The sequence below is a fragment of the Marinobacter iranensis genome (assembly GCF_029207565.1).
GTDB classification, from domain to species: Bacteria; Pseudomonadota; Gammaproteobacteria; order Pseudomonadales; family Oleiphilaceae; genus Marinobacter; species Marinobacter iranensis.
This window is the reverse complement of sequence record NZ_JANCMW010000001.1, coordinates 1-14,541: the sequence shown is the minus strand read 5'-3', so window position 1 is coordinate 14,541 and position 14,541 is coordinate 1. Positions and strand designations below refer to the sequence as shown.

Below are 14,541 nucleotides of genomic sequence, written 5' to 3'. Positions count from 1 at the left end.
CATGGAACACCGTGGTTTCTCCCTCTGCTGGTTTTTCTGGCAGTCGCCCAGGGTTTGCCGCGCGCCGTTCAGGCCTCAAATGACTTCTACCTGCTGTACCGCCAGTGGCAACCCTACGAATGGCCGGAAGATGTGCCGGCGGACACCGAAGTAAGCCGTTCCCAACGTGGGCTGGGCTGGCGTCGCCAGGTTGGTGCGGGCGAACTCGGCGTGAATTACGATTATCAGCCTCTGCGCATACGCACCGGCGACCCGGCGCACAACGGCCACTTGCACCGGTTAACCTTCGGCGGCCTATGGCAGCACCAGCTTTACCGCATAGAGGCCCGCGCTGGCTTCGCCGGCACCTCCAACATGTTCAAGCATCAAGCATTTCACGGTGATGTGCTGAATGGCCGTGTGGCGATATTCCGGGCAGTGAGGGAGGGCTCGTCCCTGAGCCTGGGGATCGGCGGCGATCATCGCTTCGGTTCTTTCCGCTGGCTTCCCAGGGTGCGCTGGGAGTACGCAGGTGATAACGGCCACTGGCTGATGGATCTACCTGTCCTACTGCGTTGGCAAAGCCCTGTTAAACGCTGGGAGCTGCAACTGGAACGCAAAGGGGATCGTTGGGCCACGCTTGATGCGGCTCGGGAGGTGGAAGGCGCTCTCTATCTCCGCGAGTGGCGAGCAGAGCTGACATACAGAATCAACACCCGTGAAAGGTTGTGGCCAGAAGTGGTGCTGGGAATTGGCATGAGTGTGGGTACCCGTGTCCGGTATCGGGATCTCGAGGCGGGAACCCAGGATCTACGCCTGGGTGACGCCCTTCTGGGGAGTGTACGGCTCAACTGGTAGCTCGGAAAAACGGAACAGAGTTGTTTTCTGCGGGTTATCGACCATCCGCAGCCTTATGCCAACTATAAACCCGCATCGGAGGGATGTTCCTCAGTTCCATCGTACAGTTGGCGGGCGCTCCCATTATCGGGTCGGTGATCGCGGCTACATCCCGGCGGAACTGATAGGCAATGAACCGCCCGCCTTCGACAAGGTTGTCCTTTACCGCCTGCGCTACAAGGGTGGCAACAGGTTCCGGCATTTTCGAGAAGGGAATGCCGGAGATAACCACATCCGGTTGCCCCATATTGTGCAACGCCAGAATCTCCGCGAGATCCTCAGCGCTGCCCAAGTGGTTGGTGAAACGCGGGTCCGCAATCTCACCAAGCAGATCATGGAAATAAGGGCTTAGTTCGATCGAGAGCAGTTGTGCATCCTGAGCAAGGTGCCGCAGAAACGTTCGCGTGGTGCCGCCGGTACCGGGGCCCAGCTCAACCACTCGCCTGGCAGCAGACAGGTTTGACGCCTCTACGATCCGTTGCTCCAGAAATCGCGAACTGGGGATAACCGAGCCCACCTGACGCGGCTCCCGTAAGAAGCCACGCAAGAAAGCCGCTGGACTTGTTCTCCGGGTCGAATCGTATTTCGGGCCGCTACTTTCCCCGTCCATAGCGTTCTCTGACCTCGCCGTTTGGATTGTTAATCGATTATAGCAGTGAGATCTGTACAGAAGGCGGGGCCCGGTGAACTTTACAATTTTGCCAGCGCCTCCGGCACCGGCGTATCGCCGGACACCACATCAAAGACGCGGTTAGTGGTGGTATCCGAATCCAGCACCGCCAGCAACACGCGGGCAACATCCTGCCGGGGAATCTTCCCGAAATCCTCCATTTTCGCACTCACCGCAACCTTGCCCGTGCCTTCCTCGTTGGTCAACTGGCCCGGACGCACAATGGTGTAGTTCAGGCCGCTGTTCTTCAGGTGCTCATCGGCGTTGTGTTTGGCCCAAAGGTAATGACGGAGCTTTTCCGGCCCCTTTTCCGGCTCCTCGGCACGCATACTGCTCACCACGATAAAACGCTTGATACCCATCGCCTTGGCCGTATCCATCAGCCGGACAGCACCGTCCTGGTCCACATCAATGGTTTTATCCGGCCCGGTATGAGGGCCTGAGCCAGCGGTGAAGATGACTGCATCGCAGCCCCTCATAGCCTCGCTGCAGTCGTGCTCCAGATCGCCCTGCACGGTTTCCGTAGCGCCCAGTTGCTGTAATTCCGGCCCCTGATCCGGGTGCCGAATGAGAGCCCTTACTTCGTGATCGCTGTCTGCCATTTCCCGCAACAGGTGTTGCCCGATTTGCCCGTTGGCTCCTGCAATGAACACATGCATGGCGAATCTCCTGGTTTACTGATTGGCGTAGGTATCCTTTACAGTTGAGTGCCCCGCTGGATTTTAGCCCGCCAGCGCGTCCCGCACCTTCTTGCTCAGATGGCCCATATCGACCCGGCCAAGTACCTGTGGGCGCAGCTCGTTCATAACACGTCCCATGTCCTGCATACCCTCGGCACCGGTTGAGCTGATGGTCAAACGGATCAGGCCGTCCAGGTCATCCTCAGACAGGGCGGAAGGCATGAACTCCTCGATGATCACCATTTCCGCCCGTTCCTTGTCGCCCAGCTCCTCACGACCAGCATCATCATACTGGCTGGCGGCATCGCGGCGTTGCTTGAGCATTTTGTCCAGCACCTTCAGAACGTCCTCGTCATTCAGGTCTCGGCGCTCATCAATCTCGATCTGTTTGACCGCGGACTGGGCCATACGCAGGGTGACAAGCCGCGTTTTGTCCTTCTCCCGCATCGCGTTTTTCACTGCGGTGTTCAGTTGTTCCTTGAGTGATGTTTCCGCCATTGCCGGCCTCCTGTTCGATGGGTTAAGGGGACTGACTTCGTACTAAGCCTGTGGGTAGGTGTAACGGAAAATCGAGGCAGGTTCAATCGTGATAAATAGCTCACCCCAGTCCAAAGAGACCGTCTTTAGGCCGCAAAGGATGGATTACACACCCTTTGCGGCAGGTCTCGCAGAAATTACTCCACCTCGCCTGCTTCTTCATTAGGTGCGCCGATTCCCGGGCCTCTGGGAGGAAGGTTTTCCGCAATCGTAATGTCCGCATCGAACAATGCTCCGTTGGCCATGGCTGCCACGACCGCTTTGGCCGCATTGTACGCTGTCTTGGTGATATACCCATTGCTCTTGGTTCCGATACCACCACGCATCTCAAATAACACCGACCCGGCACCCAACAGTCCATAGGCGTTACGGGCGATTCCAGGCGTAGTCGTACCGGGATAGAGCGTGAGGTTGGCATAGCCGTACTGATCGAGTTCCGTGGCCATAACAGCGACCACCCTTTTTGCCAGTTCAACTCCAGCCTCAAACTGATCCACCACCCCAAGCGCCTCAGCCGCCGAGGTGGCATTGGGCCACAACGTCGATCCGGTGATTAAGTTGCCGTCGGCATCAACGTAAGAGCCCTGGTGGTGAAAATCGATAACCACCGAAGGCTGAAACTCGTCAAACAGCAAGCGCATGGCAACCGACTCAGGAACAGGATTAGGTCCTCCAACGTATGGATCGACCTCTGGGCTATCCGCAATAAACGAATGGTAACGGTTGATGTCATAACCGCGCCCGCGCTGATAAAAGGCAGGACAAGGGCCAGCAACACAGAAGGGGTCGTAATTCTGACGCCACGGTGGCGTATTCCCGAAAGCATCTTCGACACTCGCGTCAAACCCGTCGACATTGACTCTGGGTACAATGGTGAGCGTCAAGGCATCCCGTATGGCTCTGGATTCTTTCGAGTTGTTGGAAAGATCTCTGGCCAACTCAATCATTGCCTCACTCACGACGTACTCATTGCCGTGCTGCTGCGCGATGATCATTATCCGCTGAGGCCCATTTCCTATGGTAACCACGGGGATTTCCCGGCCTGTATTACTGACGCGCGGTGCGCTCGAAAGAACAAATTCCCCTTTGGCTGACCGATCCAGTTGCTCAAGCGTATGCCAAAGCTGACCATAACTGCGTAATGCAGCCAAAGACACATTCTGTTCGTCCGTGAGCCAGGGGCCGTTGGGTTTACTCTGAGGAGCGGCAGACACCAACCCTGTCAAAACTAAACTACTGATGGCGATAATCGATAAACATGTCTTCATGAGAAATCCTTCCTCTATCAATGTTTAGTTGAATGATTATCTAGCTATCAGGACACCAACATGCATCCACTGCAGATGCGCCTCGCAATATTATTGTTAATCCATTATCTAGTTCGAAAACCTGCCATGCGCAAGGGTACCCTCGAAAAACAGCGCAGTGCATTCAACCGGTCCAGACCATTACCAAGCAGGCCGCTACCGGGGTCAAAGAAGGTCGCACGTGAGAAAAGCGACTCAAAGCACGTTGGTGGTGAACCAAAAAGCCATTTGCAGCCTACACTGCTAACCTGCTCATTCTTTTGATACGAACGGAGTGCCTGCATGATAACAGTTCACCACCTCAACAATTCCCGCTCACAACGCGTTCTCTGGATGCTCGAAGAGCTGGGAGTACCCTACGAGATCCAGCGTTACGAGCGTGATCCAAAAACCATGCTGGCGCCTGCAAGCCTAAAGAAAATACACCCGCTGGGTAAATCACCGGTGATCACCGATGGTGACCTGGTAGTGGCAGAGTCTGGCGCCATCATCGAATACCTTGCCCACACCTATGGCAAAGACACCCTGCTACCGGAGGGCGGCGGCCAGGCGTGGCTTGATTACACCTACTGGCTGCATTACGCCGAAGGCTCTTTGATGCCTCCGCTGGTTATGCGCCTGGTGTTCCAGAAGGTGAAAACCAGCCCGATGCCGTTTTTTATCAAGCCCGTGGCAAAAGGCATTGCCGACAAAACCAATGAAACGTTCGTCGGCCCGATGATCAAAACACACCTGGATTTTGTCGAAGCCCACCTGGCGAAAAATACCTGGTTTCTGGGGGACAAACTCAGTGCGGCGGATATCCAGATGAGCTTCCCGCTGGAAGCTTCAGTGGCAAGGGGTATCGTCGGTAAGAACCGCCCGCACATCACTGCCTGGGTGGAGCGAGTGCATGCCAGACCGGCTTACCAGAAGGCGCTTGAAAAGGGCGGGAAATACGATTTTGCCTGAGTAACCAACACCGGGCGGGCAGCGGGGCGACCTTATCGCCCCGCTGAACTACTTATTCAATCGGCGGCGTCGGCCGCACAAGTATTTCATTCACATCCACATGGGCAGGCTGTGCCAGGGCATAAGCCACCGCATTGGCAATGTCATCCGGCTTCAGTGCTGTTTCCGGGGGTTCGTCAAAGAACGGTGTGTCCACCATTCCAGGCTCAATCAGCGTGACCCGAACGCCGCTGCCCCTTAACTCCTCCCGGACACCGTAACCAATCGCCGTTACCGCCCATTTCGTAGCACTGTACATGGAACCGGGAATGGTCGCCCGGCCAGCGGCAGAGCCGGTGATCAGCAGGTGGCCCCGGCTTTCCTTCAGGGCCGGAAGGCAGTGTTGCAGGGTAAGCCCAACGCCATAGATATTGGTCAGAATCATATCTTTCCACGCGTCGGTATCGGCACCGCTGAAGCCACCCGGCGAACCACCACGGCCGGCATTGGCAAACACCGCATCAATACGCCCAAAAGCTTTCAGGGCCTGATCGACCATCGCCTTCTGGTCATCGCTGCTCTGAACATCACACCGAACACTGATCGCGCGGTCGCTGCCGAGTTCTGCCTTCAGGCTTTGAAGACTGTCTTCCGAGCGAGCCGCCAGCACCACACGATACCCGTTTTTCGCGGCAGCGCGCGCCGTAGCGGCCCCAATGCCAGAAGATGCGCCGGTGATCAAAAGAACTGGGTCTGCCATGGCAATCTCCTTTTCCGATTGGATTGATGGGATTGTGTACAGGGCCCTTCCAACACCATAACATTGAACACCGGCTTTTCTCTCTTCAGCCGTTGTCGGGAATCTCCGGCTCAACGAGCCTGGCAAGCTGCTCAAGTGACTCCTGCCACCCCAGGTAGCACATTTCCACCGGAATGAGAGCAGGAATCCCTTCCTGAACAATACGAATATCCGTTCCACAGGACACCGACTCAAGATCAATCGAAACCATCATTTCCCCGGCCAGATTTTCGTCATTGAAACGGTCTTTGTGCCGAATACGCTGATTCGGCAGCAACTCAACGTATTCAACCGTGAAGGAATGATGATTGCCGGTACCGAAGTTCGTGAACGACATCCGGTAGCCACCACCAACGCGGGCATCCACCGTGTCGTGGATCTTTCCTGTGAACCCGTACGGAGGAAGCCAGCGCTCCAGGGCGCTTTGATCCGTAAACGCCTTATAAACCCGCTCGGCCGGGGCCCTCAGTACCCGGTGTAAGTGAACCGTGCCTGTTTCATTCGACATGTGAATCTCCTTGACCATCCCATTCGTTCAGTCAACTGACTGTTGCGCATGAACCCGGCTTCCGCCGGAACGTTCCGGAACACATTTGTTCCTATCCGAGTAGTCGGATGAGGCTTCCCGAAATCGACACTGAAAAATCAATCGCAACTCACCATTGTTGACACTACCCGGGCAGTCTCACAATGACTTTGATCTCAAAATCAAAGCCCGCCAGCCATGTCACGCCGACCGCCGTCCAGTTCGGGTAGGGCTTTTCCGGAAACGCCCGTGCCTTGGCTTCCATCACAATGGGGAACTGGGCTTCGGGATCGGTATGGAAGCTCGTCAAGTCGACGATATCCTCGAAGCTTGCACCCGCCGCTGCCAGGACACTCCGCAGGTTGTCGAAGGCGAGCTGCACCTGGGCGGCGAAGTCCGGCTCGGGCGAGCCGTCTTCACGGCTGCCGACCTGGCCCGAAACAAACAGAAAATCGCCCGAGCGGACGGCAGCGGAATAGGCATTTTGTTCATAAAGATCCTGGCGACCCTGGGGGAAAACTACGTCACGCTTAGCCATATGTGCCTCCATCAGCAGGTCGAGATTGACCTGTTGTTTACGATGGAATCACTTTAGATCGGCATTCATGGCGGATAAACCGTGAATCCTGGTCAACACTGTTCGTATAATCCAAACAATCATTTGATAGTTGGACCTAAAATGGACCGTTTCAACGCGATGCAGGCATTTGCCCGGGTGGTGGAAACCGGCAGCTTCACCAAGGCAGCCGAGACACTTCACATGAGCAAAACCAGCGTGACGCAACTCGTGCAGCAACTGGAGGCGCGGCTGCGTGTCAGGTTGCTCAACCGAACCACACGCAAGGTTAACGTAACGGCTGACGGCGCAGCCTACTACGAGCGCGTCATAAAGCTTCTGGCCGATATGGATGATGCCGAAACCAGCTTGTCCAGCGTCTCCGTTCTACCCCGCGGCCGCCTGAGAGTGGATGTCCCCAGCCCTTTGGCTCGAATGATCCTGATACCAGCATTGCCCGCGTTTCATGCCGAGTATCCCGATATTCAACTCGACATGGGCGTGAGTGACCGCATGGTGGATTTGATTGATGAAAGCGTGGACTGCGTGGTGCGCGGCGGCGAGCTTACCGACTTATCGTTGGTGGCACGCCGCGTAGGCGACCTGAGCCTTGGCGTTTACGCAGCGCCGAGCTATCTGGAAAGTGCAGGTTTACCTTCACATCCGCAAGAACTATCAGCTCCCCCTCACTACATTGTAGGCTTCAGATGGGCACGTGCCGGCCTGGGCGCTTCCTACGCCATGCACCGCAACGGAGAGACTGTCGAAGTACAGGGGCGCTACAAGATTGCCGTCGACGACGGCAATGCCTGTCTTGCGGCGGGCCTGGCTGGTCTCGGAGTACTTTGGCTTCCTGACTACATGGCCAGGGAGCACGTATCTCGCGGCGAACTGGTTCGCTTGTTTGATGATTGGCACCTAGACCCGATGCCGATGTACGTAGCCTTTCCACCGAATCGGCACGTAAGCGCCAAGCTGCGCGTGTTCATTGATTGGATCGCCGATTTGATGGCGCTGAATGCCCCTGTGGTTGCCGGCCGCAGAAAGTAATGTTTCTGGAGTTGCCCGCTCTCTGAAGAAGTCCGGGTTCCAGAAAATAAATCCGTCACTACTTCATAAGCGCCCGATACTCCCCTTGCCGCTCCAGCATCCAGCCCGGATACTCCGCCGGCAGGACGCTGACCTCATTCAGGGCTGCCAGTTCGTCGTCCGAGAGCTGGATCTGTGCCGCCCGGATATTGTCCTGTAACTGGTCCACAACGGCTTTCATCACCTGCCAGGCGGCCCAGTTCGACAGGCCGACGTAACGGACATGGCCGTGTTGCACCAGGGTGTTCAGCGCCTCCAAAGTTTCCTCTATCGGCGTGGCCGGGTCGAAGCCGTGGATCTGGTACAGGTCGATGTAATCGGTTTGTAGTCGCTGCAGGCTGGCCTTGCACTCGCTCATGATGTGGCCACGGGAAGCACCACGGGCGTTGGGGCCTTCGCCCATCGGGCCGAGCACCTTGGTGGCCAGTACGACATCTTCGCGGCGGACGTCCAGATTCTTCAGGGACTGGCCCACGATGCGCTCACTGGCACCACCACCGTACACATTGGCGGTATCGATAAAGTTGATACCCGCCTCCAGGGCCGTCTTCACCAGCTCATCGGCCTGTTCCTGCTGCAACTGGCCGATCAGCCCCCACATGTCGTCCCCGCCGCCGAAGGTCATGGTGCCCAGGCACAGTTCCGATACAAACAGCCCCGAGTTGCCCAGCGTCCGCAGGCGCAGGGGTGCGTCATGGGTGGATTGGGGTAAGTTGGGCGTTGTCATAGCCGATCACCTCTTCGTTGTGGAAGAACCTGCGGATGCAGGGCCGTGTATCCATAACGGCCTGGATGCAGGCAAATTATCAACAGCCGTTCCGGGTGGCAGAACTGGCGGCGATGGCGAGTATGAGCCCTGCGTCTTTCCATCCGCATTTCAAGAGCATCACCCGGTTAACGCCGGTGCAGTTTCAGAAGCTGGTACGCCTGCAGGAAGCCCGGCGGCTGCTGTTAAGCGATCAGGAAGTCGCGAGTGTTGGCTACCAGGTCGGTTATGAAAGCCCCTCCCAGTTCAGTCGCGACTATCGGAAACTGTTCGGAGCACCACCGGGCAAGGACAAAGCTATGATGCGATCCAGCGTGGTGGCCCGGTGTCCCTGATCAGTTCTCCTCTAGGGCCTGACCGACACTCTGCTCTGCGTTCTGCCAGGCCTCGGAGAGCTTGTCGAAGGCCTCGTTGAAGCCTTCCTTCATGGACTCCCAGGTAAAATCGGCGCTGTCCTGCATACGCTGGTGCCATTCCGTCACCCGTACCCGCTCCCGGTGCAGGGACGCCAACGCCGTCTGCGCCTGGGCCCGGGCTAGCTTGTCGGCCTCATCCCAGTTCCCCTGCAGGCGATTCTCCAGGGTAGTGACACGGGCATCGATGGCGCCGAGCACGTCCCCGATGTCCGTCATCAACCGTTCCCGCCGCTCGGCGGTGAAATCCGTCAGTTCCTGATCGAGTCTCTGTACCTCCTGCCGCAATGACTCTACGGTCGCCTCGCTGTCATCCTCCGCGGCCTGTGCCAGTGGCATCACCATGGCCAGCAGCAGGGCGCTGGCCTGTAATCGCAATGGGAATCGCACTATCTGATACCTCGTCTGAATTAAAATTGAAAACCCCAGTTCTCTTAGTTCAGCTAATACCTTCTAATCGGGACCTGCGGATCGTTACGGCCGGTGAAGGATTTACAAGTACCGCCCACCGGCACCGATCACCACCACAATCAGCCCAAGGATCAGGTTGGTGCCCACCAGCTTGCGGATCTGCCCCACCTGACGCCCGCCTTCCTGGGGATCCTGGTTGGCAACGGCCTGCTTCAGCCTCCGGAAGGGGGCAAAATAGACGTGCAAATAGAGCAGGATCATCACAATCCCCAGCCCCTGCATGACATGGATATGCCAACCGGCACCAGCCATGCCCCCGAACACACTGAAGACCATCCAGTAACCGGTCACCAGCAACAGGATCACAGCCGCCCATACCCACCGGAAAAACCGGGACAGGGTGTGGCACCAGAGTACGCCCCGCTGTGACGCATCAATCACCTCAACCACCGCCGGCCGCATGGCCATGTAGGCGAAAAACATGCCGCCAACCCAGATCACAGCTGAAAGAACATGTAGTGCGATAGCCAGACCCATAAAGCGACTCCCGGATAAGAAATGTGTGTGATGAGCATAAGCTTCACTCGCCTCAAAGCCAACTCCGTCGACTGGATTGGGACAGCCGGGGCAGATTGAACCGGCTGACCGGGTTGATTCCGCGTGCGAACGCAGCCGGTCGCCCTGTTGACGAGGTGTAGATGCCATGTTTAAGTCAAAGAGGGTCCATATCGCGTAGGCTTCAAAAGCTACTCCGATGACCCGGGAAAATAATGTATCAACCAGAAACGGAAAGGAGGCACCATGAAACGCAACGCGAGTGCGCACTGGGAAGGCAGCCTGAAGGAAGGCAAGGGTACGGTTTCCACGGAGAGTGGCGTACTTTCAGATCAGCAGTATTCCTTCAGGACCCGTTTCGAGGATGGCAATGGAACCAACCCGGAGGAACTGCTCGGGGCCGCCCACGCAGGCTGTTTTTCCATGGCATTGTCCATGATACTGGGTGAATCCGATTATGTGCCTGACAGCATTGATACCAAGGCCGGTGTCACCCTGAGCGAGGGGAGTGACGGTTTTGAAATATCGGCCATCCATTTTGACGTGACTGCGAAAATACCCGGAATTGAACAGGCAAAATTCCTCGAAGCAGCCAATACCGCCAAGATGAATTGCCCGGCATCAAAAGCCCTGAAATCAGACATCACCATGGACATTCACCTGGAAAACTAGCGCACGCTTTACCGGGAAACACTGCTTTTTCCTCAGAAAAAGGTGGCTGTTTTCCCGGTTTTCAGCCAGCTCTCACGTTAATCTGCTTTGAACCCTGAGAGGCAAACTGCCCACTTTTACCCTTGCCCACATACTCAACAGCCCCGCCGGACTTTAAGAAAGCAGCAGTCTGCTCCTCAATCGTGGCAGAGTTTAATGTTGCTTTTTCGGGTTTCTTGCTCATTGTATTCTCCAGGCTGACTGTTGGCTTTTTCACCAACTTCAATCGCCCATAGTATCTGAAATAGTAAATAGTTGCTTGGAGTGTTCATGCTGAATTGACTTTAAGGGTTTGCGCAGAGATCACCTGCTCAGAAGTATCCCAATAGCCTGCCAAGGACCAGCGCACTCACCCAGACCACCAGAGACGACAAGGCCCCTGCCCTCAAGGCTAAAGGCATGCGAGCATCCATCGGGAGGCTCCGTATATCCTGGCGCTTCAGCACCCGCCCCAGAATCAACGCGTTCGACACACCCAACAAGACAAACACCATCTTCACCTGGAATAACACCGATCCGGCGTAGTCCGCTGCCGCTGTGGCAAATAAAAGCGCACCACAGACAACCGCCAACCCCAAACCAAGCGCCGATGTGACTCGAAGCACGTCGACAAACATCATAACGGGGTAGTGGCGCCAAAAGCCCAGCAAACGCAAATCCAGCGGCACAATGCCGCCGACCAGCAGGGCAACCCCAAAAATATGCCCGGCGTTGACCAGCGGGTATACCAGCGTGGAATTGCGCAGCGCTGAGATAAAGGCCAGGTCTTCGACGAAGACCAGTGCCTGCTCAATCATTCCCGGGCTCAGGAATCACGATCGGGGTACAAATCGTAGTTCTGCCCATTGATCACAATCCGCTCAGCCTTGACCAGCCGTTCGCCTTCTTTGGCGGAACGGTGACCGTGCACGGTCATTTCCCGGCCGACGCTCAAAATCTCTTTGCTGAGCCCGACACGGTCGTTACGCCAGGGCTGACCGACTTCCACAACCCATGCCTCGCCATCAACGTCTATCGTGACCTCGCCATGGGGATTACCAAGGCGCATCGACTGGATGGTACCGGTGATCTCAAATTCCTCGTCCGTTGCCCAAGCCCAACCGTGATGAGCCTGAGCCGTAGAGGCAGCGAGAATAGCAACAAGAACCGCAAAACCGAGCAGGTGGGTAAAACGAACATGAGGCATATCGAATCCTCTTATCGCGGGTTTGTCAGGGTAATCAAACCAAATTCCATAACTAAGTATATTCGACAGTAGGAATATGGCGGAATTCCCGAGTCAGACTATCTGTCCCGTTTTCGCATTGCTCATACGGAAAACAGCCCCGTGTGGGACTGTTTTCCGAACTATCCAGCCTGGGTTGCAATACTACTGTGCGGCGTTCAACCCCTTATAATATTGCTCGTGCGTCGGGCTATAAGGCCCTGGCGGCAGACCGTTCACGCCGTAAAATACAGCCGCATTCGCCTGCCGCGTTAAGGGAAGATAATTCGGTGCCGCCCTCTCAGCCGCTGCAGTGACAGCCATGACGATAAGATCAGCCAACGGGTTACCCGTGCTGTTGTTATCAGGGGTGTACGTCATTCTCTGCCGGGCAGCCCAGAGCTCAGCTCCATCTGCATTGACAATCCTGTATTCGAAGTCCACCTCAGTTGTGGTCGTCAGCAACATATACTTGGACGTCCACTCGTGAATGGTCACATAAAGTATCGAATCTGCCTTAAAAAGGTTGGCCAACTGTTCGGGCGGGGCGGCATGGGCTTCGGCGGGCTCGTAATAACCCTCGTACTCCAGCAAAGTTTTTACTGTGTTTACGGGGAAAACGTAATAGCCCTTCTCCGCAAGATAGAAAGGTAGTGTTGCCAACAGCGAGGTTGTGCCTTGCACATCGGTCGACATATTGACGGGAGGCACCACTAGAATCGACTTGGGAGCCGCATTGTGGAATGCATCAAGACGGTTGGGATTGCCTGTCGTGGCGCAGCCAGTGGCTAACGCGACCATGACAAACACGAGGCACAGCTTCAACGTTTTCATTGCCGAGCCTCCAGGTTTTTGATGAGCATGCTGAGCATCGGCCGGCTCTCAGGCCACGCTTCGTATTCCATTTTGTAGAACTTGAGTGCGGAATCCACGTCACCCTGCTCCAGCATAAAGGTACCCGCCTCTGCGAAAAGGCCCGGTGCAATGGGATGCTGAGGCGTGCCCCCAGTTTCGACAAACGCCACGTAATTCTTCAGGGCTTCCTCTTTCAGCGCTGGTTCCTGATAAACGACGAACAGCGTTTCCTGGTACTGCCCCCATTCGTACAGCCCCTGATTGCTGGCGCATCCCGCCAGCAAACCAAACATCGACAATGTGAGAAGAAAACGTTTAGTCATGCGGTCCTACCTTGAGAATTCTGTTAACTCCGGCACCGAGGTAAATCTCCTCGCGATAAACCACCTCACCGTCGGAAAGAAGTTCAACTTGATGAGTGCCATCAATAATCTTCAGCAGGTTTTCACCGACCTGATATTCACCAACATAACCATAGGACACCCCGTCAATCCGGAGCTCATAGTATTCCGATGCCACCGATGGCAACTCGAATGCAATCCCCGGACGATCATCGACAACCTGGGTATTGCGAGTGGGCGTCTGGACACAAGCCACCAGGGTGAAACAGATGAGTAACGCGAACAGAATCTTCATTCCTTCTTCTCCTTGACGCGCAGTTCGCTCAGATCATGACTTTTTAAAGAGCCTTGAGAGATTTCGCCGATTGCCCCCTGATCCAGAGCATCATCGCCAAACAGCCCGACAACTGTCAGCTCGGCAACTTCCTTACCTGGCAGGGAGATCACCGTACCGGTCGTTTGAGATTTCACTTTCTTACCTCGTGTCTCAACGGCAAAAACCATCCCTTCGCGGACACCCTGACTCTCGCCACCGCTGATATAAACGAGGCCGTCTTCCTGAGCCAGAACATCGGCCGTCCATGGTTTTTCAAGGAATAGCCCTGTCATCTTGTCCACGGCAGCTGTGACAGCCGCGGCAATAGCCTGATCATTCAGACTGCCGTCGTATCCTGCCTTAGAACCAAACCCCATCGTACGAGCCTGTTCAGTCGATGAAGAACCGGACCCTGTCACAGAGGCAAATACCCGACCAGTCGTCACGTCCACCAATCGAAGATCCACGGTAGCTGTAGCTTCTTGCCTCTTAGAAGAGGACAAAAACCCGCGCTCGCCTGTCGTAGCACGACCAAACTGGGTCAGCGAACCAATCACAAGAGTGTCGACACCGGTGATTGAAATTTCCTGACCGGAAAGTTCTGCCTCCTTACTCAACAACTCAATATCCGGTCTCTCAAAAACCAGATAGCTTTCGCTGTTGGCCAAAGCCTGCAGGAACATGTCCGTTACCTTTGAACCCAACTGATCTTCAGCATTGGAACGAAGCAAGCTACGACCATAATTCGTTTCATTGGAAATTCGGCCAACCGCAATCTTTCGCTTTAGAACTAGACGGTTGGACCTGCTTTCCTCTAATACGGATTGCTGCGCAGCTCGCTGCTGCTCCGCAGAGACGGCCGGTTCGACTTCCTTCATTTGAGGCGTTTGTGTCGCACAGCCTGAAAGAACCCCTAACATCAGTAAGCGTCCGGCAATCACACCTTGTCAGGTATAGCCGGCTTCCAGTTGTGGGGCAATAGCTCGTCGATGGCGTTGT

General features: G+C 55.8%; 22 protein-coding genes. 5 read left to right on the top strand and 17 right to left on the bottom strand.

Going from position 1 to position 14,541, the window contains the following annotated elements:
• Nucleotides 1-54: 54 nt before the first annotated feature.
• Nucleotides 55-837, top strand: coding sequence for a hypothetical protein (locus tag NLU14_RS00110; RefSeq protein WP_275704118.1), 783 nt, complete (start codon nt 55-57; stop codon nt 835-837).
• 34 nt (nt 838-871) lie between these two features.
• Here the strand turns inward: NLU14_RS00110 and NLU14_RS00105 are convergent, their stop codons facing one another.
• The 4 genes from NLU14_RS00105 to NLU14_RS00090 all read right to left on the bottom strand — a co-directional run bounded on the left by NLU14_RS00105 (nt 872) and on the right by NLU14_RS00090 (nt 4,031).
• Nucleotides 872-1,393 (bottom strand): class I SAM-dependent methyltransferase, encoded by a 522-nt coding sequence (locus NLU14_RS00105; RefSeq protein WP_275704117.1) that lies wholly within the window; start codon nt 1,391-1,393, stop codon nt 872-874.
• 173 nt (nt 1,394-1,566) lie between these two features.
• A complete protein-coding gene (locus NLU14_RS00100) occupies nt 1,567-2,205 on the bottom strand; it encodes an SDR family oxidoreductase (protein WP_275704116.1) in 639 nt (212 codons plus the stop codon).
• Nucleotides 2,206-2,268: 63 nt separating this feature from the next.
• Complete coding sequence (locus NLU14_RS00095; RefSeq protein ID WP_275704115.1) at nt 2,269-2,724, bottom strand: GatB/YqeY domain-containing protein; 456 nt, start codon at nt 2,722-2,724, stop codon at nt 2,269-2,271.
• A gap of 176 nt (nt 2,725-2,900) precedes the next feature.
• Nucleotides 2,901-4,031, bottom strand: coding sequence for a M14 family zinc carboxypeptidase (locus NLU14_RS00090; protein WP_275704114.1), 1,131 nt, complete (start codon nt 4,029-4,031; stop codon nt 2,901-2,903).
• 321 nt (nt 4,032-4,352) lie between these two features.
• Between NLU14_RS00090 and NLU14_RS00085 the strand changes: the two genes are divergently transcribed.
• A complete protein-coding gene (locus NLU14_RS00085) occupies nt 4,353-5,021 on the top strand; it encodes a glutathione S-transferase family protein (RefSeq protein ID WP_275704113.1) in 669 nt (222 codons plus the stop codon).
• Nucleotides 5,022-5,073: 52 nt separating this feature from the next.
• On the opposite strand, the gene NLU14_RS00080 is transcribed toward NLU14_RS00085, so the two are convergent.
• From NLU14_RS00080 to NLU14_RS00070, 3 genes are all read right to left on the bottom strand, one after another.
• On the bottom strand, nt 5,074-5,760 hold the full coding sequence (locus NLU14_RS00080) for an SDR family oxidoreductase (RefSeq protein ID WP_275704112.1): 687 nt from the start codon (nt 5,758-5,760) through the stop codon (nt 5,074-5,076).
• Between the two features lie 85 nt (nt 5,761-5,845).
• Nucleotides 5,846-6,307 (bottom strand): SRPBCC family protein, encoded by a 462-nt coding sequence (locus NLU14_RS00075; protein WP_275704111.1) that lies wholly within the window; start codon nt 6,305-6,307, stop codon nt 5,846-5,848.
• A gap of 163 nt (nt 6,308-6,470) precedes the next feature.
• Nucleotides 6,471-6,863 carry a RidA family protein gene (locus tag NLU14_RS00070; RefSeq protein WP_275704110.1) on the bottom strand — a complete coding sequence of 131 codons (393 nt, stop codon included), beginning with the start codon at nt 6,861-6,863 and terminating at the stop codon, nt 6,471-6,473.
• Nucleotides 6,864-7,004: 141 nt separating this feature from the next.
• Here NLU14_RS00070 and NLU14_RS00065 point away from each other — a divergent pair, with 141 nt between their 5' ends.
• A complete protein-coding gene (locus NLU14_RS00065; RefSeq protein WP_275704109.1) occupies nt 7,005-7,931 on the top strand; it encodes a LysR family transcriptional regulator in 927 nt (308 codons plus the stop codon).
• Nucleotides 7,932-7,989: 58 nt separating this feature from the next.
• Here the strand turns inward: NLU14_RS00065 and NLU14_RS00060 are convergent, their stop codons facing one another.
• Nucleotides 7,990-8,697 carry an aldo/keto reductase gene (locus NLU14_RS00060; protein ID WP_275704108.1) on the bottom strand — a complete coding sequence of 236 codons (708 nt, stop codon included), beginning with the start codon at nt 8,695-8,697 and terminating at the stop codon, nt 7,990-7,992.
• A gap of 35 nt (nt 8,698-8,732) precedes the next feature.
• Between NLU14_RS00060 and NLU14_RS00055 the strand changes: the two genes are divergently transcribed.
• Entirely contained in the window at nt 8,733-9,071 is a 339-nt protein-coding gene (locus NLU14_RS00055) for a helix-turn-helix domain-containing protein (RefSeq protein WP_275704107.1), read from the top strand.
• Here the strand turns inward: NLU14_RS00055 and NLU14_RS00050 are convergent, their stop codons facing one another.
• Nucleotides 9,072-9,539, bottom strand: a complete 468-nt coding sequence (locus tag NLU14_RS00050) for a hypothetical protein (protein WP_275704106.1) — start codon at nt 9,537-9,539, stop codon at nt 9,072-9,074.
• 102 nt (nt 9,540-9,641) lie between these two features.
• Entirely contained in the window at nt 9,642-10,097 is a 456-nt protein-coding gene (locus tag NLU14_RS00045) for a CopD family protein (RefSeq protein ID WP_275704105.1), read from the bottom strand.
• A 264-nt stretch (nt 10,098-10,361) separates the two neighbouring features.
• Here NLU14_RS00045 and NLU14_RS00040 point away from each other — a divergent pair, with 264 nt between their 5' ends.
• On the top strand, nt 10,362-10,787 hold the full coding sequence (locus tag NLU14_RS00040) for an OsmC family protein (protein ID WP_275704104.1): 426 nt from the start codon (nt 10,362-10,364) through the stop codon (nt 10,785-10,787).
• A gap of 61 nt (nt 10,788-10,848) precedes the next feature.
• Here the strand turns inward: NLU14_RS00040 and NLU14_RS00035 are convergent, their stop codons facing one another.
• From NLU14_RS00035 to NLU14_RS00005, 7 genes are all read right to left on the bottom strand, one after another.
• Entirely contained in the window at nt 10,849-11,010 is a 162-nt protein-coding gene (locus NLU14_RS00035; RefSeq protein ID WP_275704103.1) for a hypothetical protein, read from the bottom strand.
• Nucleotides 11,011-11,137: 127 nt separating this feature from the next.
• Entirely contained in the window at nt 11,138-11,623 is a 486-nt protein-coding gene (locus tag NLU14_RS00030; protein WP_275704102.1) for a hypothetical protein, read from the bottom strand.
• An 8-nt stretch (nt 11,624-11,631) separates the two neighbouring features.
• Nucleotides 11,632-12,012 (bottom strand): DUF6152 family protein, encoded by a 381-nt coding sequence (locus NLU14_RS00025; RefSeq protein WP_275704101.1) that lies wholly within the window; start codon nt 12,010-12,012, stop codon nt 11,632-11,634.
• A 183-nt stretch (nt 12,013-12,195) separates the two neighbouring features.
• Entirely contained in the window at nt 12,196-12,864 is a 669-nt protein-coding gene (locus NLU14_RS00020; protein ID WP_275704100.1) for a DUF799 domain-containing protein, read from the bottom strand.
• Complete coding sequence (locus NLU14_RS00015; RefSeq protein ID WP_275704099.1) at nt 12,861-13,208, bottom strand: DUF4810 domain-containing protein; 348 nt, start codon at nt 13,206-13,208, stop codon at nt 12,861-12,863. Before NLU14_RS00015 ends, NLU14_RS00020 begins: the two co-directional genes overlap by 4 nt.
• Nucleotides 13,201-13,521: a hypothetical protein gene (locus tag NLU14_RS00010; RefSeq protein ID WP_275704098.1), complete on the bottom strand. Its 321-nt coding sequence runs from the start codon at nt 13,519-13,521 to the stop codon at nt 13,201-13,203. Before NLU14_RS00010 ends, NLU14_RS00015 begins: the two co-directional genes overlap by 8 nt.
• Nucleotides 13,518-14,462, bottom strand: a complete 945-nt coding sequence (locus tag NLU14_RS00005) for a CsgG/HfaB family protein (protein ID WP_275704097.1) — start codon at nt 14,460-14,462, stop codon at nt 13,518-13,520. Before NLU14_RS00005 ends, NLU14_RS00010 begins: the two co-directional genes overlap by 4 nt.
• Nucleotides 14,463-14,541 lie beyond the last annotated feature (79 nt).